This window comes from Rhodococcus erythropolis R138, from assembly GCF_000696675.2.
GTDB classification, from domain to species: Bacteria; Actinomycetota; Actinomycetes; order Mycobacteriales; family Mycobacteriaceae; genus Rhodococcus_F; species Rhodococcus_F erythropolis.
On record NZ_CP007255.1, the window covers coordinates 2290248 to 2313984 of the forward strand.

The 23737-nt window shown below is 62.7% G+C and carries 23 protein-coding genes; 10 read left to right on the forward strand and 13 right to left on the reverse strand.

Annotated elements, in window-relative coordinates:
* The first annotated feature begins 9 nt into the window (after nt 1-9).
* On the forward strand, nt 10-1242 hold the full coding sequence (locus H351_RS10805) for an MFS transporter (protein ID WP_029255946.1): 1233 nt from the start codon (nt 10-12) through the stop codon (nt 1240-1242).
* Between the two features lie 47 nt (nt 1243-1289).
* Here the strand turns inward: H351_RS10805 and H351_RS10810 are convergent, their stop codons facing one another.
* The 6 genes from H351_RS10810 to H351_RS10835 form a co-directional block, all read right to left on the reverse strand.
* Entirely contained in the window at nt 1290-2069 is a 780-nt protein-coding gene (locus H351_RS10810; protein ID WP_029255945.1) for a DUF427 domain-containing protein, read from the reverse strand.
* 57 nt (nt 2070-2126) lie between these two features.
* The gene (locus H351_RS10815; protein ID WP_019744776.1) at nt 2127-2603 is read right to left on the reverse strand and encodes a nitroreductase/quinone reductase family protein; all 477 of its coding nucleotides are present in this window, start codon (nt 2601-2603) and stop codon (nt 2127-2129) included.
* Between the two features lie 254 nt (nt 2604-2857).
* Entirely contained in the window at nt 2858-4651 is a 1794-nt protein-coding gene (locus H351_RS10820; RefSeq protein WP_029255944.1) for a DEAD/DEAH box helicase family protein, read from the reverse strand.
* Nucleotides 4651-5511 (reverse strand): SDR family oxidoreductase, encoded by an 861-nt coding sequence (locus H351_RS10825; protein WP_020908664.1) that lies wholly within the window; start codon nt 5509-5511, stop codon nt 4651-4653. The genes H351_RS10820 and H351_RS10825 overlap by 1 nt, the downstream gene beginning before the upstream one ends.
* A gap of 59 nt (nt 5512-5570) precedes the next feature.
* Complete coding sequence (locus H351_RS10830; RefSeq protein ID WP_029255943.1) at nt 5571-6473, reverse strand: dihydrodipicolinate synthase family protein; 903 nt, start codon at nt 6471-6473, stop codon at nt 5571-5573.
* A 33-nt stretch (nt 6474-6506) separates the two neighbouring features.
* A complete protein-coding gene (locus H351_RS10835; RefSeq protein ID WP_019744772.1) occupies nt 6507-7292 on the reverse strand; it encodes an aldolase in 786 nt (261 codons plus the stop codon).
* A 165-nt stretch (nt 7293-7457) separates the two neighbouring features.
* On the opposite strand from H351_RS10835, the gene H351_RS10840 reads away from it, so the two are divergent.
* The gene (locus H351_RS10840) at nt 7458-8048 is read left to right on the forward strand and encodes a helix-turn-helix domain-containing protein (protein ID WP_020908662.1); all 591 of its coding nucleotides are present in this window, start codon (nt 7458-7460) and stop codon (nt 8046-8048) included.
* On the forward strand, nt 8045-8470 hold the full coding sequence (locus tag H351_RS10845) for a hypothetical protein (RefSeq protein ID WP_003946354.1): 426 nt from the start codon (nt 8045-8047) through the stop codon (nt 8468-8470). The genes H351_RS10840 and H351_RS10845 overlap by 4 nt, the downstream gene beginning before the upstream one ends.
* A 7-nt stretch (nt 8471-8477) precedes the next feature.
* Here the strand turns inward: H351_RS10845 and H351_RS10850 are convergent, their stop codons facing one another.
* The 3 genes from H351_RS10850 to H351_RS10860 are packed head-to-tail and all read right to left on the reverse strand — an operon-like array spanning nt 8478 to nt 12915.
* Nucleotides 8478-9950 (reverse strand): carboxylesterase/lipase family protein, encoded by a 1473-nt coding sequence (locus H351_RS10850; protein WP_029255942.1) that lies wholly within the window; start codon nt 9948-9950, stop codon nt 8478-8480.
* On the reverse strand, nt 9947-11476 hold the full coding sequence (locus tag H351_RS10855) for a carboxylesterase/lipase family protein (RefSeq protein ID WP_029255941.1): 1530 nt from the start codon (nt 11474-11476) through the stop codon (nt 9947-9949). The genes H351_RS10850 and H351_RS10855 overlap by 4 nt, the downstream gene beginning before the upstream one ends.
* A gap of 29 nt (nt 11477-11505) precedes the next feature.
* Nucleotides 11506-12915 carry a dihydrolipoyl dehydrogenase family protein gene (locus H351_RS10860; RefSeq protein WP_029255940.1) on the reverse strand — a complete coding sequence of 470 codons (1410 nt, stop codon included), beginning with the start codon at nt 12913-12915 and terminating at the stop codon, nt 11506-11508.
* Nucleotides 12916-12997: 82 nt separating this feature from the next.
* Between H351_RS10860 and H351_RS10865 the strand changes: the two genes are divergently transcribed.
* Both H351_RS10865 and H351_RS10870 read left to right on the forward strand, forming a co-directional pair.
* Nucleotides 12998-13750, forward strand: a complete 753-nt coding sequence (locus H351_RS10865) for an SDR family oxidoreductase (protein WP_029255939.1) — start codon at nt 12998-13000, stop codon at nt 13748-13750.
* Complete coding sequence (locus H351_RS10870; protein WP_003946361.1) at nt 13750-15072, forward strand: NAD(P)/FAD-dependent oxidoreductase; 1323 nt, start codon at nt 13750-13752, stop codon at nt 15070-15072. Before H351_RS10865 ends, H351_RS10870 begins: the two co-directional genes overlap by 1 nt.
* Nucleotides 15073-15075: 3 nt before the next feature.
* Here H351_RS10870 and H351_RS10875 read toward each other — a convergent pair whose 3' ends face one another.
* Nucleotides 15076-15579 (reverse strand): COG4315 family predicted lipoprotein, encoded by a 504-nt coding sequence (locus tag H351_RS10875; RefSeq protein WP_029255938.1) that lies wholly within the window; start codon nt 15577-15579, stop codon nt 15076-15078.
* A 124-nt stretch (nt 15580-15703) separates the two neighbouring features.
* Here H351_RS10875 and H351_RS32770 point away from each other — a divergent pair, with 124 nt between their 5' ends.
* Genes H351_RS32770 through H351_RS10890 form a run of 3 tightly spaced genes read left to right on the forward strand, consistent with a single transcriptional unit; the run spans nt 15704 to nt 17811 of the window.
* Nucleotides 15704-16180 (forward strand): MarR family winged helix-turn-helix transcriptional regulator, encoded by a 477-nt coding sequence (locus H351_RS32770; protein ID WP_020908655.1) that lies wholly within the window; start codon nt 15704-15706, stop codon nt 16178-16180.
* Nucleotide 16181: 1 nt separating this feature from the next.
* Entirely contained in the window at nt 16182-17033 is an 852-nt protein-coding gene (locus tag H351_RS10885) for an ABC transporter ATP-binding protein (protein WP_020908654.1), read from the forward strand.
* Nucleotides 16993-17811 carry an ABC transporter permease gene (locus tag H351_RS10890; RefSeq protein WP_019744762.1) on the forward strand — a complete coding sequence of 273 codons (819 nt, stop codon included), beginning with the start codon at nt 16993-16995 and terminating at the stop codon, nt 17809-17811. The genes H351_RS10885 and H351_RS10890 overlap by 41 nt, the downstream gene beginning before the upstream one ends.
* A gap of 13 nt (nt 17812-17824) precedes the next feature.
* On the opposite strand, the gene H351_RS10895 is transcribed toward H351_RS10890, so the two are convergent.
* Nucleotides 17825-18268, reverse strand: a complete 444-nt coding sequence (locus H351_RS10895; RefSeq protein WP_019744761.1) for a helix-turn-helix domain-containing protein — start codon at nt 18266-18268, stop codon at nt 17825-17827.
* Between the two features lie 903 nt (nt 18269-19171).
* On the opposite strand from H351_RS10895, the gene H351_RS10900 reads away from it, so the two are divergent.
* On the forward strand, nt 19172-19984 hold the full coding sequence (locus H351_RS10900; RefSeq protein ID WP_020970361.1) for an FAD:protein FMN transferase: 813 nt from the start codon (nt 19172-19174) through the stop codon (nt 19982-19984).
* 1 nt (nt 19985) lies between these two features.
* Here the strand turns inward: H351_RS10900 and pgi are convergent, their stop codons facing one another.
* A complete protein-coding gene (gene pgi / locus H351_RS10905) occupies nt 19986-21641 on the reverse strand; it encodes a glucose-6-phosphate isomerase (protein ID WP_021345178.1) in 1656 nt (551 codons plus the stop codon).
* 92 nt (nt 21642-21733) lie between these two features.
* On the opposite strand from pgi, the gene H351_RS10910 reads away from it, so the two are divergent.
* Nucleotides 21734-23188, forward strand: a complete 1455-nt coding sequence (locus tag H351_RS10910) for an NAD-dependent succinate-semialdehyde dehydrogenase (RefSeq protein ID WP_024487185.1) — start codon at nt 21734-21736, stop codon at nt 23186-23188.
* A 74-nt stretch (nt 23189-23262) separates the two neighbouring features.
* Here H351_RS10910 and H351_RS10915 read toward each other — a convergent pair whose 3' ends face one another.
* Nucleotides 23263-23589 carry a chorismate mutase gene (locus H351_RS10915; RefSeq protein WP_019744757.1) on the reverse strand — a complete coding sequence of 109 codons (327 nt, stop codon included), beginning with the start codon at nt 23587-23589 and terminating at the stop codon, nt 23263-23265.
* Between the last annotated feature and the right edge of the window lie 148 nt (nt 23590-23737).

Genomic DNA, 23737 nt, shown 5'->3' on the forward strand with positions numbered 1-23737 from the left:
TGGGCGGTCATGCTTGACGACATGATTTCAAGCGACGCGCGTCCGAGGCTCGGACTACCGATAGTGCTGCTGATGGCTGCAGCGACGGGTCTGTGCGCGGGCGGTAACTACTTCAATCAGCCACTTCTCGATTCCATTTCGGATCACTTGAACGTCTCGGCCTCCGCAGCGGCCGCGACGGTGACCATTGCACAGGTCGCGTATGCACTCGGATTGATACTTCTGGTTCCGGTAGGCGACATGGTCGACCGACGCAAGCTGACGGTAGGGCTCATGCTGCTGGCGGCGACGGGTCAAGCGGTCAGCGGATTTGCGCCCAACTTTGCCACGCTTGCCGTGGGAATCGCAGTGGCAGGGGTCTTTTCGGTTGCTGCCCAGGTGCTGATTCCGTTTGCCGCCTCACTGGCCGAACCTGAGAGGTCCGGTGAGGTGGTCGGAACGATCATGAGCGGACTGCTGATCGGAATCCTGTTGGCGCGCAGTGTTGCCGGCGTGCTCTCCGGACTGGGAGGTTGGTCGACGGTCTACAAGGTTGCGGCGGTTCTGATGGTGGTGATGGCCGTGGCGCTGTGGCGATCTCTGCCTGCCGATTCCGTCGATCGCCCGAAGGCAAGCTACGGAGCAACGCTCGCGTCGGTAGGGAAGTTGGCTGCGACCTTGCCGCGCCTGAGAACTCGATCGGCCATGGGCGGGCTGGCTTTTGCTGCCGTCAGCACCGTCTTCACGACAATGGCCTTTCTTCTCTCGGGCGAATTCGGCTACAGCGATACTCAAATCGGCCTGGTCGGACTACTCGGCGTGGCGGGAGCGTTGATGGCGACCGTGGCGGGCAGACTGGCCGATCGGGGACTGGGTCAGGTGGCGACGGGCGGAGCTATCGCGATTCTGTTGGTGTCGTGGCTTCCCTTTGCCTCCGGTGCCACGCATATCGTGTGGTTTCTTGTTGCCATCGTTCTTGCCGACCTCGCGCTGCAGGGAGTGCACGTCAGCAACCAGAACGTGATCTACGCCCTCGTCCCCGAAGCGCGTTCGCGTGTGAACTCGGTGTACATGACCACCTACTTCGTGGGTGCCGCCGTGGGCTCGGCTGTGGGGTCGATGGTGTGGAAGTCGTACGGCTGGAACGGAGTATGTATCGCCGGGTTGGTCTTCTCCGTTGCAACGGCGTTGGTGTGGATGCACGATCGCCGGCTGGAAAAGGCTGAACTGCGAATCCCGGAATCCCTTGTCTCGGTGGGATAGGCACCCGCACCTTCTCGGATCCCGCACCTGTCAGATTTCGGCGCCTGTCAGATTTCGGTACCGTCCACCAGGATCTTGCCGACGCGTTCGGGATAGAACGACACGTGGTTGTCGATCCCGGACGCTTCGGCGGTGGTGAACGGATAGAACCACGCCAGATCCTCGATCGGTGCGAGTTCGGTTGTGCCGGTGAAGGACAGATACGACGCAGTGCCCTTGTACGGGCAGGCCGTGGTGGTCGGGGACGGCACAAAGTACTCGCTGCGGACGTCGATTCTCGGAATGTAGTACCGCGTGGGCAGTCCGGTTTCGAACAGCAGTCTGGGTCGTGTCGTCTCGGCGACCAGTACGTCGCCGACAAAAACCTGGACGTGTCGGGACGAGGGGAGTGCGTCGATACGTACGTATGGATCGCGGGCGTGGACAAAGACCTGTTGATCCTCCTCGTACCAGGCGTCCATGCGATCCCAGTAGAACGCGACGTACTCACTCAGGTCCAGGGAACCGTCGAACTGTTCGGGGTAGGACCAGACGGCGTCCTCGGCCCGGCGATCCCCGATCTCGATCGTCCAATAGGTGGCGTCACCTTTCCATGGGCAATGGGTGGTCGTCGACGTCGGGACGAGGAATTCGGTGCGAACGTCCGCGCGAGGGATGTAGTACATCGGCAGGCGGCCGCGTTCGAAAAGGTACACCGAACGAGTGGTGTCCGCGACGGCGTGACCAGCGAAGAATGCTCGAATGCGGCGGGGGTTCGGCTCCAGTGCGATCCGCCCGTTGGAAGCTGTGATCTGTGTGTCTTCTGCGTGAGTCAGTGCTGTGGACATTCGCGAATGCTCCTGAGATCGGCAGGGTGGTCCTTCCCATCCTGCGCCCGGCAGCAGCTATTTGACAGGTTGGAGTCGAAATACGCGGATCTGGCGCCCGAATGCTCGATCGGCGTAGGTTTCGTACGGTGGCCACGTGGTGGTCGCGAGCTTCCACAGCTTCTTACGCGTGGCGCCCTCCGCCAGACTCGCACCGACCGGTATTTCGACACCCTTCACTGTCACGATTGCGGTGGGATTTGCCATCAAATTGAGTGTCCACGCTGGGTGCGTATCCTGCCCCCAGTTGGATCCGACGACGACAAACGCATCGCCGTCGGGTGCGTACAGGAGTGGTGTGGTGCGAGAACGGCCGGTCTTGCGGCCAGTGGTGGTGAGCAGTAGCTGTGTCACGGTGTTCTCGCCGACGAGTGAGAGCTTGCCGCCCGACACTCTCTGCACTGCTCGATCGAGCGGAACCAGATCCTTGCCGAGATCCGAGAACCATTGTGTATGGCCGACATTGCGCATCAATGACCGGTAGATATTGCGCATAGGACCCCTCGGTTTCTCGGCACTGTTTCGAGGCTGGTGCACCTCGACTCGAAAGAGTCTGCCACGTCAGGTCACAGATACCTGAGTCCCAAGGTCCCGAAAGGAATGAAGCGGTCAGCCGAATTCGGTTATGGTGGAGTGGAATTGGGGCATACCTCCGAAACCGTTCGTGTGCGCGCGTTGGACGGCCATTGGAAGGTCAAGCCCCGTGGTCAAGCCCCCGTGGTCAAGACTCCGAGGTCAAGACTCCGAGGTCAAGCCTCCGTGGTCAAGACATCGGGCTCTAGCCACTCGACGCCGAGCAGTTCGGACAGCGACCGCAGACCGGATCGATCACCACCTTTCAGACCTGTGACCGAATTGAGATTGCGCAACATGACCGTGGCGACGTCCTCTTCCTTGGTGCCCACGCCGAAGGGTATGACCCATGGACACGTCTGGTAGTCGCGGTGTGACCGACCGAATGTCTGTTCTGCCGCGATCCCTGAGTATCGCGGTTGATGAAAGATTCCCGTCCGTGGCAACGAGGACGCGTGAGTGCCGTCGGGGAGTGCTTCGTTGGCGTGGAGCGAGATCGAGGTCGTGACATTGAAGACGATGACCGGTGCATCCCCGCGTTGAAACCGCAGACGTTGACCCTCCTTGTCCGGCACCGCGCCGAACAGTTTTGCCACCGAGATCCCGGCGTCTTCGATCATCTCGACCAGTGGATCGCCTGCCGTGGAGACGAATTCGACGGCCACCAACACCTGTTTGCCTGCCTTGACCTGCGCCTGCGCCCACTGGGCCGTCGATTCGGCGCGGATCATGCCCGCCTTCTGTCGATAGCGCAGAACAAGCGCACGGCCCCGCGCGATGTTGCGGCTCTTGCGGGCCAATCCCATTTCGTAGGCGTACTCGGCCCACTCGGTCTCGTACTCGGCGCGCTGGGCATGCGTGAGGTCGATCGGCATACCGTCGAGCGGAACGGGTCCCCACGGAGTCGGTCGATGAATCATCAAGGGCGGTTTGCTGTTCGACATCCATCCACGCACGGTCTCGAGCGCCTGGGATTGCAGGGTCGCTGATTCCTTCGCCTCTGCGCTCCACGTCCACTTCCCGTAGGACTTGTCCAGCGGAAGGCCGGACTCGACAAGCCTGGCACCCAGGTCGGACCAGTACTCCGAAGGTTCTGAATGCAGCTGCGCAAAAAGCGGCGCCAGGTAACGCTGATCTGCCGGCGTATGTCCCGGTGTTGCTGTCACGGACAGGACGAACGGCGCTTGCTCGTGTGAATTGGAAAAGCGCGCAACCTTCTCGAAGGCAGCTGTGCGCTGTGTGTCGTTGCTGTACAGCTGGGCCTCGTCCGCGATCACCACGCCGAAGGTGTACTTGGGACGGCCGTTTCGCGCGATCAGCTTCTTCAATTGGTCAGGCGACATGATCAGCCAGCGGAATCCGCCGTCGCCCACCGATGCGATGGAATAGCGCCAATGCGGAATGGTGATCTGTGCGGGTCGATCGACGAGGACGAGGATGTTGGTTTCGCCGCGTTCCTCGGCAATCGTCTTGGCCGACATCACTGCGATCAGCGTCTTACCCAGGCCGGCATTGTCTGCCAACAGAAATCCGCGTTTGCCGGCCCGAGCAGCGTCGACGACGGCCGCAGCCCCCGAAACCTGCTCGGGCCGAGGAATTTTGGGTGCAGCAACCGGGCGTTCGCCGGTGCTGTCATTGATGTCGTCCTCGACCCACTGCTGATACGAGAAGGGGAGTGCCTTGAACGGAGCGAGTTCTACAGGCAACTCCGTGCCGACCCACGCGTAGCTCTTCCATTTCTTGACGAACTGCGCACCAGGCGCCGGCGTCCGAAAGGGTACGTCGAGAAGCCAGACTCGTTCGCCCGGAGCGGCTGTCGGAACGTCGGGCATCACAGCGCGTGATCGTTTCTTTGCGACAGTCTTCTTCGCGGCGGTCTTTTTGGTTGCACTCTTCTTGGGTGCAGCCTTCCTCGGTGCAGCCTTCTTTGCGGCAGCCTTGCGTGCCGTGGTTGCTTTGCGTGGTGGCATCAGGCGGTTTCTGCTGTGAGGAATTCACGCAGCGTGAGCGCAGGCCGGCCGACAAGGTCCTCCACGGTGCTCGTGATCATCGCCAATTCACCCTGCGCGATTGCGGTGTACGTCGACACCCAAGCATCGAGCTCCCAATCGGGTGCGTTGTACGACGCCCGCGACTTGTAGGCTTCCTCGAGCGTTTCCTCGACGTACGTGGTCCGCTTGCCGGTGACCTCGGTGATGATGCTCGCGGCCTCGGAGAGCGTCAGTGCCTCGCGTCCGGTCAGGTTGTACGTCTGTCCGACATGAGAATCCAGATCCTGCAGAACCGACACGGCGACGGCAGCAATGTCGGACCGCGCTACCGCGCCGACAAGACCGTCACCTGCGGGTCCGCGGATCACACCGTCTTCACCGGCGAGAGCGGGTAGGAAATCGAGGTAGAAGCTGTCGCGCAGGAAGGTGAATGCGAGTCCGGAAGCGCGGATATGTTCCTCGGTGATCCAGTGATCGCGAGCGAGCGTGAACGTCGCGTCCGGAGCGGCACCGAGGAAAGACGTGTAGACGATGTGCCTGACCCCGGCCTCCGCTGCGGCGTCGATGAAGGTGCGGTGCTGATCCAGGCGATCTGCGCTTTCGGCCGCCGAGACCATGAAGAGGGTGTCGATTCCGGCCAGAGCCGCGAGAGCGCTCTCCTGATCCCCGTACGTGGTCTCGGCCGAATCGGCACCGGGGAGCTGCGGTAATCGGTTGACCGACCGTGCGATCAGTCGCTGCGGGACACCGGCGTCGGCCAACGACCGGGCAACCAGTCCGCCGATATGACCGGTAGCGCCGGTGACGGCGATCCTCGCAGACCGTGAATCTACGGACATGGTGCCCCTCCTTCGGTCGGTGTGCATCCCATCTTGCCGGAACCCACTCCCACGTCAGGTCACGACGCGACGATTACACCGCGAGCCACCGACAGAGCGTCGGACAAAGCTGTCCTGGTGTTGTCGTCTAGGGGCAGCAGGGGCCGGCGGGGAAGGCCGGCGTCGACGCCGAGAAATTCCAACCCGGCTTTGACCGTCGACGGCAGTCCGCGACTGACGAGGACCTTCAGTAGTGGCTCGATCTTGTCGAATACAGCGCCGGCACCCGACCGATCACCGGATTCGAGTAGACGCCAGAAGTGCACCACCTGTTCGGGGGCCAGACACGGGGCTGCCGTGCACCATCCGCTTGCACCGGCAGAGAAAGATTGCAGTGCAAGAGGATTGCTGCCGTTGAAGAAGGGGATCGTGCCACCGCTCAGTTCGTTGATGCGGTTCATCCGGGTGATGTCGCCGGTGGATTCCTTGATCATCGTGATGCCGTCGACGGTGGAGACGAGGTCGACGAGAAACTCCGGCGACATGTCGATCCCTGTGGTCGCGGGATTGTTGTAGATCATCGTGGGAATGTCGACGGAATCGGCGACCGCACTGACGTGTTCACGAATCTCCTGCTCACCCAGATGCCAGTACGACGTGGGGAGGATCATCATTGCGTCGGCACCGGCGTCTGCCGCGATCGATGCTCGGCGGAGTGCTCCCGCCGTCGTCAGATCCGACACTCCGACGACGGTGGGGACTCGTCGGTCGACGTAGTCGACAGTTTCCCGGGCGACCGACTCCCATTCGGCGTCGTCGAGATAGGCGCTCTCGCCGGTGCTGCCGAGTGGGGCTATCGCGTCGACACCACTGCTGATCATGCTGTCGAGGAGCGTGTGTAGCGGCTTGGGATCGAATGCTCCGGTGTCCCGGTCGAACGGGGTGATGGGGTAGGCGACGATTCCCTTGATTGTGCTGCTCATGGGGTTCTCTGTTCTGTTGGTGGGAAACGAAATTCAGTTGGTCAGTGCGTCGGGATGGTTGCGGAGAGCCCGACGGGCGTAGTACGCGAAGTTCGCCTCGCTGCGCCGAGGGGTCAGTGTCCAATCGTGAGCCTCCTTCGCCAGGCGAGGCGGTAGCGGCTTGATGTCGCCGGCAGCCATTGCCAGCAACTGCAGCCGTGCGGCCCGCTCGATCAGATGCCCGAGGGAGCATGCTTCTTCGACCGTGTTGCCGACGACGAGTTGGCCGTGGTGGGCGAGCAGAATTGCCCGCTTGTCGCCGAGCGCAGCCGAAATGATCTCGCCCTCTTCGTTTCCCACGGGAACTCCGGGCCAGTCGGCGAGAAATGCGCAGTCGTCGTAGAGGGGCGCGATGTCCATTTGGGAGACGACGAGGGGAATCTCGAGCATCGACAACGCCGTCGCGTGCAGTGGGTGTGTGTGGACGATGCAGTTGACGTCGGGTCGGGCGCGGTAGATCCAACTGTGGAACCTGTTGGCGGGGTTCGGCATGCCCTCCCCGTCGAGGACTTCGAGGTCCTCGTTGACGAGCAGGAGGTTGTCCTCGGTGATCTCGTCGAACCCGAGGCCGAGTCGCTGGGTGACAAACGTGCCAGGCTGCTCACCGCGGGCGGAGATCTGGCCGGCGAGACCGGAATCGTGGCCGGCGTCCGACAGTGCGCGGCAGGTCAGTGCGATCTTCTGTCGAAGTGTCCAACTGCCTGTGGTTACTTCGGTGAGCATTTTCGTCTCGGCGGTGGCCATGAGTTCTTGCTTGCTCGCATGCATCGTGTCGGTCATGGGGTGTGCCTTTCTCGGGGCCCGGAATCAATGACATTCAGTCACCTATAGGACACAAAGTGTCATATAGGACGGAAATGTGCAACCCTCAGTACGAGAGTCGCTGATCGTCGCAGGTCAATGTGTTGGTAGGGTGATGACACAAAGTCTCGTGAGGGGAACCGAATGGCAGCGTTTTTGCGAACACATCGGCGTCGCGCCGGTCTGACGCTCGAGGGCCTGGCCGAGCAGACCGGTCTGACGAAGAGCTATCTCTCGAAGGTCGAGCGGGGTATCAGTACCCCGTCGATCGCGGTGGCGCTCAAAATTGCACGGGTGCTCGATGCCGATGTGGGACAACTGTTCTCGGACAGTATGGAGGGCAATGCCATGACGATCGTGCGCGCCAAGGACCGCGTGATCGACCCGGCTTCCTCCGTGCAGTCTTCCGTCTACGATCCGATCGCGCCCTCCATGGTCGGAAAGGCCATGCAGCCGTTCGTGGTTCATCCGGCGTCGGTGATGGGTCCCAAGTTCATGGACCACACGGGAGAGGAGTTCGTGTTCGTGCACTCCGGATCCGTAGAATTCGAAATCCCCGGACAGACGATGCACCTCGACGCCGGCGACAGCCTGTATTTCGACGCGAATACGCCACACCGGATGCGATCGGTGTCGGCAGATCGTGCGGTGGTGCTGGTTGTCGTCTACGACAATCCTTCGACTGGATCACCCAGCGGTGACTCACTGGAAGCGCACTGCGGAGTGAGCAGATGACCCTGGGGATCGACACGACACTGACGCTGCTCGCGGCCGGTCTGATCTTCCTTCTCTCCCTGTGCCTGGGAATCTGGAAGTACCGACAGATGGCCACCTCGGATAATCACCTCGCCCATCCGTATGTCGACATCGCCCACCGCGCAGCCCTGATGTACTCGTTTGCGACGCTGCTGATCGCGGTGTTCGTCGAACTCAGTGCGTGGCCGACGTGGATCAACCTGACCAGTGCCGCAGTGGTCGTGTTCTTCTTTCTCGCAGCGATTTTCAGCTACATCGCTCACGGTGCGATGAAGGACACCGACAATCAGTTCGAGTCCGCCGGTCCGCCCCTGCACCTCGGAATGTTCCTGCTGATTCTCGGTGAGGTGGGCGGATTCGCGGTCCTGCTCGCAGGTTTCGTGAAAGGCCAGTTCTTCTGACCGGGCTTCAGCGTCGGTGCTCGTAGCCGATCCAGGCGCGTCGACGCTCACCCATCGGGTCGTTCTCCACTCTGGACGTCTCGTCGAAGATCATCGTTTGCCGCTCCGGGACGGAGTAGGCGGGCCAATCCTGGTCCGGCACTCCGTGTCGGGCGAAATGGATCCAGTGGCGCTGCACGGTGGAGGTCACCGCGGCCAGTCCGCGACGTCCACCGACCGCGGTCAAGGCCGCGGTGAGTGCATCCGAACGGCCGAAGACCGCAAGCAATTCGGTGGCATGGGTAGCGCCCATGCCGATGAGTCTGAGCAGGCGAGGCGCAAAATCGTAGCGGTAACTGTAGGTAGGAGCTACCTGGCAATGGCCCTGTGCGCACAGTATTGCCGGTTCCCAGAAGGTGATGTCGCCGCCGAGATCGGCGGCAGCGAAACGATGCGGATACGTGGGATACGCCGCGAGCGCACGTGCTTTCACTTCAGGGGTGGTGTGGGAGAACATCTTCTCGATCCGAACCGGGTTGGTAGGCAAGATGTCGAGAACGCGCGGAAAGATCCGCCCCTCATGGAGATTCGAACCGACGAGCAGCGGAACGGGGTGGGCCCGTCCGGCGGCGAACACGTCGAGCGGGTGTTCGGGAAGAATGTCGTCACCCACTACAGGGGCGAATGCCCGTGTTCCGGGTTCTTCGTCCGCGCCGCGTCGCGCAAGTTCTTCGCCGGCGTCGACCAGTTCCTTCACCGAAGCGGAGCGCAGCCACGAGGCAGGATCGGTTTCCGGTGCGTCCGCGATCTCGAGGAACTCGCGCGCCCATCGCTGCGCTCGATCCTTTCCGTATGCCGAAGCAGTCGGCGGACTTTGAGCAATGGCCCGAGCAAACAACCCTCGGGCCGCGGGCGTTGCCATCAGAGTGGTGACAGCGTTGGCGCCGGACGATTCACCGAAGACGGTGACGGCGTTCGGGTCGCCACCGAAAGAGGCGATGTTGCGCTGGACCCACGTCAGCGCGGCGATCTGATCGCGCAATCCGAGGTTCGTGTCGAATGATTGTTCAGCAGTGGAATACTCACTGAAATCGAGGTAGCCCAAGGCGCCGAGACGATATTGGATCGAGACGTAGACGATGTCGCCACGTTCGACCAGGCTCGTTCCGCGGTACATGGGCGTCGACGGATTCCCGCCGTTGTACGCGCCGCCGTGAATGAAGACCATGACCGGTCGCAACGAATCCGACGGTACCTGCGGGGCCACGACATTGACGAAGAGTGAGTTCTCGTCGAAGTTGCTCTTGCGCTGCGGAGACGGAGAGCCGAATGCTTCCGCCGGGCGGACACCATTCCAAGCCTCGACCGGCTGTGGTGCGCGAAATCTCCAGCGGCCGGTCGGGGCCGCTGCGTAGGGGATTGCTCGCCAGGTGCGCAGTCCTCGATCGAGGCGCCCACGTACGACCCCGGAATCGAGAGTGATCTCGAGGGGGCTCGTCACGGTAGGGAGATGTCGGTGCCGTGGCTACGGTAACCGCTGTATCCCGACCAGGCCAAGCGTTGTTCACGTCTGGGATCGTTCTCGACGCGGACGATCTCGTCGAAGATCATGGTCCTACGCTCCTGCGCGTCGTAACGCGGCCACGACCCGCGCGGCGAGCCGTGCTTGGCGAAGTGAAGCCAGTGTCCCTGAACAGATTCGGTGACTGCGCGCAGTCCGCGCCGACCGCCGGGAAGGGTGAGGCCGCGCCCGACAAGGGTGTCGCCGATACCGAAGACCGCGAACATCTCGAAACCGTGAGTGGCGTCGAGGCCGAGCCAACGCATCATGGTCGGCGCAAAGTCGAATCGGTAGGCGTACGTCGGCGCCGTTTGTGCGTGAGCCTGCATCAACTCCACTGAAGGGTGCCAGAACGTGACGTCTCCACCGACATCGATCGCGGACTGCTCGTCGGGATAGCCGGGATAGGTTGCGAGGATGCGCTTTCCGGCCTCGGGATCGGTGAGAGCGAACATGGTGTCGATGCGCGACGGGTTGGTCGGGAGTGCGTCGAGCACCTTCGGGAACAGCGTTCCCTCCCGTCTGTTGGTGCCGATGATCATCGGAACCTGGTGTGCCGATCCTTCATTGAATGCGTCCAAGGGGGAGCGCGGCAGGAAGTCGCCGTCGACGACCGGACCGAAGGGATGTAGTCCAGGCGTGTTCGCCAGTACCTCGGCGCCGAGTCTGCTGCCTGCTCGGCCCAATTCGACGGCAGTCGCCGAGGTCAAAGCCTTCGCGGGCGGTAGACCGGAATTGAGGATCTCGACGAAACGCGCACCCCAGGCGTGCGATCGCTGCGTGCTCGAGACCAGATCAGGAGCCGAACTCTCGGCGATCGCACCAGCGAACAGTCCCTTGGCAGCCGGAGTAGCCATCAAGGTGGTGACGGCAGTGGCTCCGGCGGATTCACCGAAGATCGTGACTTTTCCAGGATCCCCACCGAAGGCAGCGATATTGCGCTGCACCCATTGCAGGGCCGCGACCTGATCGCGCAGTCCGAGGTTGGAATCGAATGCCCGCTCGGCCGTGGAGAAGGGTGTGAAATCGAGGTATCCCAGAGCACCGAGGCGGTAGTTGATCGAGACGTAGACGATGTCGCCGCGTTCGACGAGGGACACACCGGAGTACAAGCCGGTAGCCGAGGTCCCGATGGTGTTTGCCCCACCGTGGATGAAGACCATGACCGGAAGCGGGGTGTTACCGGCGTTCGCTGGAGCGAGCACGTTGAGTGTCAGGCAGTCCTCGCTGCTCGGCTGGTACTTCCCGGGCGAAAGCAGCAGCCCCTTCTTGTGCTGGACCGAGGCGTCGCCGAACCTGGTCGCGTCGCGTTCTCCGGTCCATGGTGTGACCGGCTGTGGCCGCGTCAGACGCAGTGTTCCGACCGGCGGCCGGGCGTAGGGAATTCCGCGCCAGGCACGAAGTTTTCCCACCCGGCGGCCGCGTAGGGTGCCGTCGGCCGTGGTCACAAGTATGTCGGACGCCATGTCGCGACTATACGTACTTCGGGATCGCGTCAGCGGCGAGCCTCCAGCAATCGAAGCCAGACCTCACTGACCGTCGGATACGAGGGCACCGCATGCCAGAGAGTTTCGAGTGGGACGGCGCCGACGACCGCGATTGTCGCCGCGTGCACCAGTTCGGACACTTCGGGCCCGGCAAAAGTAGCGCCGAGGATCACGTCGGTGGCCTTGTCGATGACCAACTTCGCGCGCCCGGAGTAGTCGTCGCGCAACAGCGAGGATCCTGCCACGGCCAGTTCGATCTCCACGACTTCGACGTCGTAGCCGTCGTCGCGAGCTTTCTTCTCGGTGCGTCCCACCCACGCGATTTCGGGTGAGGTGAACACCACCTGGGGGACCTGTCCGTTGTCCGCCGACGCCGTGTACCGAGGTCCCCTGAGTCCGCGGCTCTCGGCCCGCGCGGCGATGACGTCTCCGCAGACTCTCGCCTGATACTTGCCCATGTGGGTGAGGGGAGAGCGGCCGTTGATGTCGCCGACGGCGTAGAGCCACTCACCTTGGGCACAGAGGTGATCGTCAGTGGTGACGTACTTGCCGTCCTCGAGGCCGATGACGGACAAGCCGAGATCGGCAGATGTCGGCCCGCGGCCCGCCGCGACGATGACCTCGTCGACCTCGATCACACCGGAAGAGGTCTCGATGCTGACGGGTCCACCGTGGATGTGGCCCTCACCGGTGTCCTTGGCGTCGGGTCGCGACACCGAGTTGACGGCGGTGCTCAGTCGAACGTCGACGCCGCGGGCGCCGAGTGCTTCGGCAACCATCGTCCCGGCAAACGGTTCTGCCGATTTCAACAGAGCATCGCCTCTCACGAGCAGTGTCACGTGAGCGCCGAACGACGACAACCACGTTGCGCACTCCGTTGCGACGACTCCGCCGCCGATGACCGCCACCCGCGACGGAACCTCGTGGAGATTGGTCGCATCGCGCGACGTCCACGGGAGCGCCTCACGCAACCCCGGCGTCCTCGGGACAGTGGCAGTTGTGCCCGTGGCGAGTACAACGGCTTGGCGGGCGCGGAGCTTACGGGTCCCGTCGACGGTCACAGCGCGCTCGCCGTCGATCACCCCGTGGCCTTTGATCACGGTGATTCCCGCGGAGGTGGCCCAGTCGACCTGGGACGAATCGTCGTGGTTGTGGGTGAACGAGTCGCGGCGTTTCAGGACGGCCTCGACGTCCAGCGGTCCGGCCGGGATCCCGGGCAAAGCGTCGGCCGCCTCGAGGACCTGCCCCGGGCGCAGTAGCGCCTTGCTGGGCATACAGGCCCAATACGAGCATTCACCGCCGACCAGTTCGTGTTCCACGATTGCGGCGGTGCGATTACTTCCGGCGATGGCGTACGCGGCGGCGTTCTCGCCGGCGGGCCCACCGCCGATCACGATGACATCGAATTCGTCGGTCATGGCTCCACGGTATGTCGGATCGGTCCGAGTTCGCTCGGTTACCGCCGGGTACGAGAACTCGAAGATGGTTACAGTTGCACCCATGACGCGGCAGAAGATTTTGATCACCGGTGCCAGTTCGGGTCTGGGTGAGGAGATGGCCAGGAGATTCGCCGCGGCCGGTCGCGACCTCGCGTTGTGTGCCCGGCGGACGGATCGTCTCGACACGCTGCGTGGGGAGCTGGTGGCGCAGTACCCGTCGATCAGCGTCGCAGTGCGCGAACTCGATGTGACCGAACACGATTCCGTCGTCCGGGTTTTCGGTGAGCTGCGCGACGAGTTGGGTGGCCTGGACCGGGTGATCGTGAACGCCGGGCTCGGCAAGGGCGCCAAGATCGGAACCGGAAAAGCGCACGCGAATCTTGCAACAGCGCAGACGAATTTTGTCGGCGCGCTGTCGCAGTGTGAAGCTGCGCTCGAGATCTTCCGCGCGCAGGACGCCGGACACCTGGTTCTCGTGTCCTCGATCAGCGCGGATCGGGGGCTACCAGGGCCAAAAGCGACCTATTCGGCAAGCAAGGCCGGGGTAGCGGCTCTTGGTGAGGCGCTCAGTATCGAGTTGGCGCGCACACCTATTCGCGTCACCACCCTGCTGCCGGGCTTCATCAAGACCGACATGTCCGCCGGCGCCGGCGACGACGCAGCGCTCATGGCCAGTTTGGACGAAGGCGTCAGTGCCATGGTCGACGCCATCGAGAAGGAAACCACCCGAGCGGCGCTACCCGGCCTCAAGTGGCAAGGGATAGATGCGGCCCTACGATTCCTGCCCAACTCCGTGACAGCGAGGTTTGTCTGATGAGCATCCACATCTCGAACGGTAAGCCCCGAGTAGTGATCGTCGGTGGCGGTTTCGGTGGACTGTACGCAGCGAGACGACTCAAGAAGGCCGACGTCGAGGTGGTTCTGATCGACCGAGGGACCAGCCACGTCTTCCAGCCACTGCTCTACCAGTGCGCCACGGGTCTGCTCTCCGAAGGGCAGATCGCAAGTCCGTTGCGTCATCTGCTCGAGGACAACAAGAACACGAACGTCGTTCTGGGCGAGGCCAAGTCGGTGGACGCCGACGCCGGGATACTGACGGCCAGTCGCTTCGACGGGTCGACCTTCGAATTGCCGTACGACTACCTGATCGTGGCGGCTGGAATGCGCCAGTCGTACCACGGTCAGGACGAGTTCATCAAATGGGCGCCCGGCATGAAAACCCTCGACGACGCTTTGGCGATCAGACGCAGTCTCATTGCTGCGTTCGAGATGGCCGAATCGCTCCCGACAGCGGAAGAACGTCGACCGTGGCTGACATTCGCCGTGGCGGGCGGCGGACCCACCGGCGTCGAATTAGCCGGACAGATCCGCGAATTGGCAATGCACGCGCTCACAAACGAGTTCCGGTCCATCGACCCGGACGAGGCAAGGGTACTGCTCTTCCACGGCGACGATCGGGTGCTCCCTTCGTTCAGTCGCAAGCTCTCGGCCGCAGCCAAACGTACTCTCGACGGGATCGGCGTCGAGACTCACCTCGGCGTGCACGTCACCGACGTGTGCGAGACCAGCATCGAGACGACGGACAAGAAGACAAAAGAGAAGCGGCAGTACGAGACCCGCACGATTCTGTGGACCGCGGGCGTCGAAGCAGTGCCGTTCGCCGAGGCACTGGCCACGGCGCTGGGTGTGAAGCAGGTCGGCGGTGGCCGCATCGAGGTGGAAGCCGATCTGACCGTTCCCGGCCACCCGAACGTCTACGTGGTGGGCGACCTCATGTCGCGGGACAAACTTGCCGGGGTGGCCGAGGTCGCGATGCAGGGTGGTCGGCACGCCGGTGCCCGGATCGCTGCAACCGTGGAAAACGGCGTGCCCAGCCGAAAACCGTTCAAGTACCGCGATCTTGGAACTGCGGCCTACATTTCGCGACGCCACGCGTTGCTTCAGGCAGGGCCGGTCCAGTTGTCCGGGTTCATCGGATGGGTGTCATGGGGAATCATCCACATCGCGTTCCTCGCGGGTTTCCGCAATCGCGCCAGCACGGTGCTGAACTGGGGCGCAACCCTCGCGTCGAAAACGCGTCGGGAACGGGCAATCACGTACGGCGACCCCGAAACCGCGCGGCAGCCGTACAACTGAGGGTTACTCAGTCTTGAACACGGGGTTTCCGGCGGCGTCGATCATCCACCACAGGCTGCCGACGCTCTGTCCGAGCATGTCTCCGGGAACCTTGTCGTCGAGGTACCGATAGACGGGCTTGCCGTTGACGGTGATCTGGAAAGATCCTTCAGGCCCGTCGACAGTGTCGATGACGGCGTCGATTCCTTCGACGATCGGCGAATCCGTGACCGAGGTGACCGCCGGCCAGTAACGCAGGCACGCTTCGTCGCACGACCCGGCTTGTGAGTTCTCCTCGTCCGGGTTGTAGACGTAGACGGTCATGCCCTCGCCGTCGACGGCGATCGTCCCGAGTGGGGAGTCGGCGGTCTTCAGCAGGGGTGCATCAGCGGCGGCGGGTGGCGACAGCGACGTCGCAACGGCAGTGACGTTGTCTGCGCTGTCCCCGGAATCGAGGGCGTCGGGCGAGCAACCGGTGAGGATCAGGGCGCTACTCGCAACCGTCGCGAACAACCACTGTCTGCGCATGACGTCTCCGTTCTGGGCGGGAGTGCTCGGGACAAGCAATCGGGGATACCCGTTGCGGACGAGCTGAAAACGCCGGGCGTCCTGACTCCTCGACAATAGCTCTGTTACAGAGCTATTGTGAGGTGTGGATGAAATCGGAGCAGATCACAGGCTTTCGGATGATGTCCTGGAGACGCTCGGGCAATTGCGCCGGGGCACGAGGAAGGCATCGGGGCGACCATTTGCAGAACGACCGCTCGGCGGCGCCCAAATCGAACTCGTCAGGCTGCTACGGCGCAACCCGGGTCTGTCGGTGGCTGAGGCTGCCGGGCGATTGGGTGTCGCGGCAAACACGGTGTCCACCCTGGTTCGGCAGCTCGTCGACGATGGAGTGATCGAACGGGTTGCCGACGAGGCTGATCGACGCGTCGCGCGATTGGTCCTCTCGGACGAGGCGCGCGCCCGCGTCGAAGTGTGGCGTGATCGCCGGAGTGTGATTGTCGGTCAGGCATTGTCGAGTCTGACCGGAGAAGACAGGGCGAGGATCGAGGCTGCGCTACCAGCCCTGTCGCGATTGGCGAGCGCTCTGGCAGCAGCCGGATCAGAAGGTGAGGGGCAGTGAGATGCTGACACAGTGGTGGAAGAGCCGAGCGGCAGGTTCACCCGACCCCGGCGCACACGCGGTCGAGATCGACTCGGTTACATACAAGTTCGGCGACCACCGCGCGGTGGACAACCTGAGTCTGGTCATCAACGCGGGGGAGTGCTTCGGCCTGCTCGGTCCCAACGGTGCAGGAAAGACTACGACGATCAGATTGCTCAACACGTTACTTCCTCTGCAAGACGGTGATATTCGGATTCTCGGTCGCTCAGTTCGTACCGAGGCGATGACCATTCGGCGCTACCTCGGATACGTGCCACAACAGCTCTCGATCGAAAGCGCATTGACCGCGCGCGAGAACGTGACCTGGTTCGCGCGACTGTACGACGTTCCGCGGTCCGAACGACGCGAGCGCGTCGACCAGGCGCTCGAGATGGTGGACCTGCTCGATTCAGGCGATCGCCTGGCGTCGAGTTTCTCCGGCGGTATGGTGCGACGGCTCGAACTTGCGCAGGCGCTGGTGAACCGACCGTCGCTGCTGGTACTCGACGAACCGACGGTGGGGCTGGATCCCATTGCCCGCGAATCCGTCTGGCAGCGAGTGGCGGAGATGCAGAAGCAGTACGGCATGACTGTGCTGCTGACGACGCACTACATGGAAGAAGCCGAGGAGCTGTGTGATCGTGTTGCGTTGATGCATCACGGTGAACTTCGGGCGGTGGGCGAGCCGAGCGAGTTGGCCGCCGAACTGGGGCCGGAGGCCACTCTCGAAGACGTGTTCCGTCACTACACCGGCGACGACCTCACCGGCGACAAGTCAGGAGGTCTCCGCGATGTCCGCAGTGCCCGTCGCACAGCGCGCCGCTTGGGCTGATCCCACTACCAACGGTTTCGCTCGATTGCTCTCGAGAATTTACACATTCTGCCTCGTGGAAGTTCAGAAGTTGCGGCACGACCGATCTGAATTGGTCACGCGCGCAATCCAGCCGATCCTCTGGTTGGTGATCTTCGGCCAGACGTTCAGCCATATCCGAGCGATCCCCACTGGCGACGTACCGTATCTCGACTTTCTCGCGCCCGGCATCATTGCGCAGTCCGCTCTTTTTGTTGCGATCTTCTACGGAATCCAGATCATCTGGGAGCGTGACGCGGGAGTCCTCACCAAATTGATGGTCACGCCGACGCCGCGCGCAGCATTGGTGACAGGTAAGGCATTCGCCGCCGGGATCCGCGCAGTCGCCCAGGCAATGGTGGTCGTCATCGTGGCGGCGCTGTTGGGCGTGAGTATGACGTGGAACCCGCTCAAACTGCTCGGGGTCGTATTGGTCGTTGTCCTGGGTTCAGCGTTCTTTGCCTGCTTGTCGGTCGCGATCGCGGGAATCGTGCTCAAACGAGATCGATTGATGGGCATCGGGCAGGCAATCACCATGCCATTGTTCTTTGCGTCCAACGCGCTGTACCCGGTCGAACTCATGCCGACGTGGGTTCAGTGGCTCAGCCGCATCAACCCGCTGAGCTACGAGGTGTCAGCACTACGCGGTCTACTCATCGGAATGCCGACCAACTATGTCGTCGACTTCGGCGTGCTGATCGGGGCAGCGCTGCTCGGAATCGTCACCGCCTCGGCACTATTGGGCCGCTTGACTCGCTGATCTTCGCACTGGATCAGTCACGAGTGAACGGTGGGGCGTACGTGCTGCAATCCGGAGGTACGGCCGGGAGTCCTTCGGACGAGCGAAGTTTCTCCGCAATCGACGAGAGTAGGTCCTGCGATTCAGGGGAGAGATCGACCGCTTTCATAGCCAGAGAACGCAATTCGCTGTCGTGGAACTCTTCGACAACCGAACGGTCTTCTTCCGGAATCAGTTCGGGATCTTGGCGAGGCGTCGGGCCGAAGAAGTACTCTGCTGCTACGCCGAAGTAATCGGCCAATGCCAAAACGACTTGCTCTGACGGATTTGTGCGCACACCGCTCCGGAGCTGAGAGAGGTACGGTGTCGAAATCTTGCATCCGCGTTGTGAAAGGGCTTCCACAACTTGTGCGTTGGTGAGTCTCGGGGCTGTGGCCGGGTACAAGGCGTTCAAGCGGTCCTTGAATGAATCGGTCACAATTCCTCCCTCGAGCGTGACCCAGCGTCACAGCTACTTCGCAGTTTTCACATAGTAGACGACACGGTTATTCTGGACTCCGGTCGAAAGTCCTTTCACCTGCGGATATTTGGCGCGGAGAGATTCCAAAGACTTTGTAAAGTATGTGATTTACGCCGCGTACTGACCGTTCGTTTTGCCAACGGACGTGCGGGTGGCGTATAAGCAAAATGTCGGTGGTTACGCCGTTGTGCTGCAGGTTCTTTCGGCCGGTCCTATGTAGCTGCGTCGATGCATTGTGGCCCTGTTTGTAACGTGCGAGCACTGCCGCCGGGCGCCGGGCGTCACTCTCTCCGGCGGTTGGCGCGCCGCGTGTTCGGAACTCTTTCTCGGTGCTCTGCTCGGCGCTCGCACGTAGTGATGGGCGCGTATTTTCTCGGCAGTCGAGAGTGAGCGGGCAGGTGTGTCGACCTGTCGAAAGTGGCGCGCGTCGAAAGCGGCCGATTGGTATGTCATCGACGTTGGAACACAGTGCTTCTCGTCAGTCGCCGCTATCTCCTGCGGTGATATCAGCGTCGCCCGGACGTGTTTTGCGGCAGACCGAGCTCGAGGCGCAGCGTCCCGGCACGACATGTCGAGCGTCGCCTCTGCGTCTTTCGGATCGGAATAGCCCGCTGCGCCGGTAGTAGTCGACGTCCGTCGACATCGGGTGCGTGTCAGGACCCTTCGAAGGACTACGCGGCTTGCACACGGAGGGCGACAGTCCGGGCGGCAATTCTGTCGCACAGATCTACCATCAGCCCCTGCCGTGCGCTGCTCCTCCTGCAGGATGCGTGCCTCGGCCTCGGAAGCGGCTTATGGCACGGGGCTTGCTGACCGGCGCATACTGGTTACAACGCGGTGTGTTCGAAGGGCAGGACTGACATGGTCAGTGTCGAGAAGTGGGCGATGTGGGATTCCGCCGTGGAGGTGGATGTCACCGAAGGCGCTGCGCTGCCCACTGCGCACGCGTTGATCGCAGCTGCCATCGACGAGACCGAGGCGGTGTGCGACCTTCGCCGGGGCGACGCCGAGATTCACGCCGTCAACCTCGCTCAGGGAACTCCGGTCAAAGTGACTCGGCGTATGTCTGCTCTCTTGCGGTCGGCGCTGTGGGCGGCTCGTATGACCGGCGGCGCAGTCAATCCGCTTGCCGACAACTACTCCGAGGACGAGTCCATCCCTCCGGTCCACCCGACCCCGACGTTCGAGGACGTACAGCTCGACGGCGACGTGGTGTACGCGCCCTGGGGTGCGTCGTTCGACATCACCGGAGTTGCCAAGGCAGACACCGTCGATCGCGCCGCGCAGATCGTGGCTGCCGAACTGCAATGTGGTGTTGCCGTACGGATCGGCGACGTGATCGCCACGGCCGGCCATGCACCGGCCGGTGGCTGGCAGATTCCGGTACCGGGCAGCGAGGAAGTCGAACTGATCAACGGAACCGCGATGGCGACGGCGCGGGCGGTAGAGCTGCCCTCCTGGGAGCCGAACCAGGAGCGTCCCTCCACGGAATGGGCGCAAGTCTCGGTGATCGCGGACGACGCGGTGTGGGCGTACGCCGCGAGCGAAGCAGCGTTGATCCGGGGTATCAGCGCCATCAAATGGGTTGAACAGCAAGAGCTTCGCGCTCGGCTCGTCGACCGATCCGGACGTGTGTACGCGACGGAGAGTTGGTTCGGCCCTGCTGCCGCGTGAATCAGGCCCGTCCGCGCTCCTTGCGGTACCAGTGCACGAGTGCGTCGGTGGACGTGTCGCCGAGGTCGCCTGGTGCCTCTTCGGAGGAGAGTGCAGGTCCCAGTTCCAGTGCCTGCGTCTTGCCGAGTTCGACGCCCCACTGATCGAACGGATTGACACCCCACACAGCACCTTCGACAAATACCTGGTGCTCGTAGAGTGCGATCAACTGACCGACGACCGAGGGCGTCAATTCCTTGGCCAGGATGGTGCTCGAAGGCCGGTTGCCTGGCATCACCTTGTGCGGCACCAACTCCGGGGCCGTGCCCTCTGAAGCGATTTCTTCGGCAGTCTTGCCGAAGGCGAGAACCTTTGTCTGAGCGAAGAAGTTACTCATGAGCAGATCGTGCATGGATCCGGTGCCGTCCGCCGTCGGCAGATCGTCGGTGGATTCCGCGAAGCCGATGAAATCGGCGGGCACGAGCCACGTGCCCTGATGCAGGAGCTGATAAAACGCGTGTTGGCCGTTGGTCCCCGGCTCGCCCCAGAAGATCTCACCGGTGGACGTGGTCACCGGTGAGCCGTCGGCGCGCACCGACTTGCCATTGGACTCCATGGTCAGCTGCTGCAGGTACGCGGGAAAGCGCAACAGGTCGTTGGAGTAGGGCAGCACTGCGCGGGACTGAGCGCCGAAGAAGTTGGAGTACCAGAGTCCGATGAGCCCGAGGAGAACCGGCGCGTTCTGCTCGAGCGGTTGGTTTCGGAAGTGCGTGTCGATCTGGTGGAAACCGTCGAGGAATTCGGCAAAACGAACGGGTCCGACGGCGCACATGACCGACAAGCCGATCGCCGAGTCGACGGAGTAGCGCCCGCCGACCCAATCCCAGAATCCGAACATGTTCGCGGTGTCGATGCCGAACTCCGCCACGCGATCACCATGGGTGGAGACTGCGACGAAATGCTTGGCTACGGCCGAGACGTCTTCGCTGCCCAGACCGGCGAACAGCCAACGCTTTGCCGCCGTCGCGTTGGTGAGCGTCTCGAGGGTGGAAAACGTCTTGGACGCGACGATGAAGAGCGTCGTCTCCGGATCGAGGTCGTCGAGCTGCCCGACCAGGTCGACCGGGTCGATGTTGGAGACGAACCGAACGCTGATCCCGGCGTCCGCGTAGTGCCGTAGCGCGCGATAGACCATCACGGGCCCGAGATCGGAACCGCCGATGCCGATGTTGACGATGGTGCGGATGCGCTTGCCGGTGGCGCCCGTCCACTCGCCACTGCGCACCCGATCCGCGAAAGCGCCCATCGCGTCCAGAACTTCGTGAACGTCCGCGACGACGTCCTGACCGTCGACGGTCAGAGCAGAATCCTTCGGCAGACGCAGTGCTGTGTGCAGCACGGCTCGGTCTTCCGAGCTGTTGATGTGATCGCCCGCGAACATCGCGTCGCGTCGTGCCTCGACGCCGGCCTCGCGGGCCAGCTCGACGAGTAGCGCGAGAGTCTCGCGGCTGACGCGATGCTTGCTGTAGTCGATGTGAAGATCACCGGCGTCGATCGTCAGCTCTCGCCCGCGGGCTGGATCGTCCTGGAAGAGTTCTCGCAGGTGAACGCCTTCGATGTCGGCGTAATGAGCGCGCAGTTTCTGCCAGGCTGAGGTTCCGGTGATGTCAGTGCTCACGATCATCGACTTTAGTGGCACAAGCTGGAAACTTCCGCGTGAGTCTCGCTGGCGGGCAGACGGACGCGGCTCCGACGAGCATCATGGAACCCATGGACACATTCGAATTCATTCGATCAGTTCCCACCCAGTTGTTCGTCGGCGGCCGGTTCGTGCCCGCGGAGAACAACGCGACCTTCCCGGTGGCGGATCCGGCGACCGGAAAATCGTTGACCGACGTCGCCGATGCGAGCCCCGCGGACGCGCTGCGCGCTCTCGACGAAGCCGTGGCCGTCTCGTCGAAGTGGGCGAGCACACCTGCGCGCGAGCGTGGTGAAATTCTGCGAGCCGTCTTCGAGAAGATCACCGAGCGCGCCGAGGACGTGGCGCTGCTGATGACCCTCGAAATGGGCAAGGCACTCGCCGAGAGCCGTGCCGAGGTCAAATACGGCGCCGAGTTCTTCCGGTGGTTCAGCGAGGAGGCCGTTCGCATCGGCGGGCGCTACACGCCGGCGCCGGCGGGCAACGGCCGGATCCTTGTCACCAAGGCGCCGGTCGGACCGTGTCTGGCCATCACTCCCTGGAATTTTCCGTTGGCGATGGGCACCCGCAAGATCGGACCGGCGTTGGCCGCCGGCTGCACGATCATCGTCAAGCCCGCCTCGGAGACCCCGTTGACGATGCTGCTGCTCGCTCAGCTCATGGCCGAAGCAGGGCTGCCCGACGGAGTCCTCTCGGTGTTGCCGACATCGAAATCCGGTGAAGTGACCGGCCCTCTCATCGACGACCCTCGACTGCGCAAGCTCACCTTCACCGGCTCCACCGGCGTCGGCAAGATGCTGGTGGAGAAGTCCGCGAAGCGATTGCTCCGCACGTCGATGGAATTGGGTGGCAATGCGCCCTTCGTCGTGTTCGACGACGCGGACGTAGACAAGGCAGTCGAGGGTGCGGTACTGGCCAAGCTTCGCAACGGAGGCGAAGCCTGCACCGCCGCCAACCGGTTCCATGTCGCCAACGCCGTGCGTGAGGAGTTCACGACCAAGCTGACCGAGAAGATGGCGGCGTTCACGATGGGACCGGGTACCGACCCGGAGACGAAGCTCGGCCCGCTGATCAACCAGAACCAGCTCGACACGGTCGCAGAGTTGGTTGCAGATGCGGTGGATGCCGGGGCGAAGGTTCGACTGGGCGGTAAAGCGCCAGGTGGTGAGGGTTACTTCTATCCGGCCACGGTGTTGGCCGACGTTCCGGCGAGCGCGCGGATACTGAAGGAAGAGGTGTTCGGACCCGTTGCCGCGATCACCGGCTTCGACACCGAAGCCGAAGGCATCGCGGCCGCCAACGACACCGAGTTCGGATTGGCTGCGTACATCTTCACGAGGGATCTCGACCGTGCGCTTCGGGTCTCCGACGCACTGGAATCAGGAATGATCGGCGTCAACCGAGGAGTGATCTCGGACGCGGCAGCGCCGTTCGGCGGTGTGAAGGAATCCGGATTCGGCCGCGAGGGCGGGACCGAGGGGATCGAGGAATACCTGAACACGAAGTACATCGCGCTCGAGAACTGATACACACACGAACGGCTACATCGGGACTGCCAGAGGCATCCGATGTAGCCGTTCGCAAGTAATCTGGGTGTGCGCTAGTGGCCCAGGCGTCCGCGGCCCAGGCGCAGGAGCAGCATCGCGAGGGTGTGGCCTTCCTGGCCCAGCTCGTTGAACCGTTCGAGGACCTTCATCTCTCGGCTGTGCACCAGACGCGGACCACCCGATGCCATCCGGGTACGGCCGATGATCTGGGAGACCTCGGAGCGGCGTTTGATGGCCGCGAGGATCTCGGCGTCGAGACGGTCGATTTCTTTCCGTAGTTCGTCGATCTCCGCCTCACTCTGGGGGATCTCGACGTCTGTCGGCGCAGTGTTTACAGTATTTACAGTATTTCCATTGGGGGCTGCAGCCTGGGTGCTCATTGCTATTCGTCTCCTCTTCCTACTGCGTGGATCGTGGTCTCGGCTCGGGTCGTTACCGATCCAGGCACACTGACGAAAATGCCCCGGATCCGATTCGGACCAGGGGCGGGTGAGCTGTTCAGATCACGTGCACCGAGGTCCGGGGCAC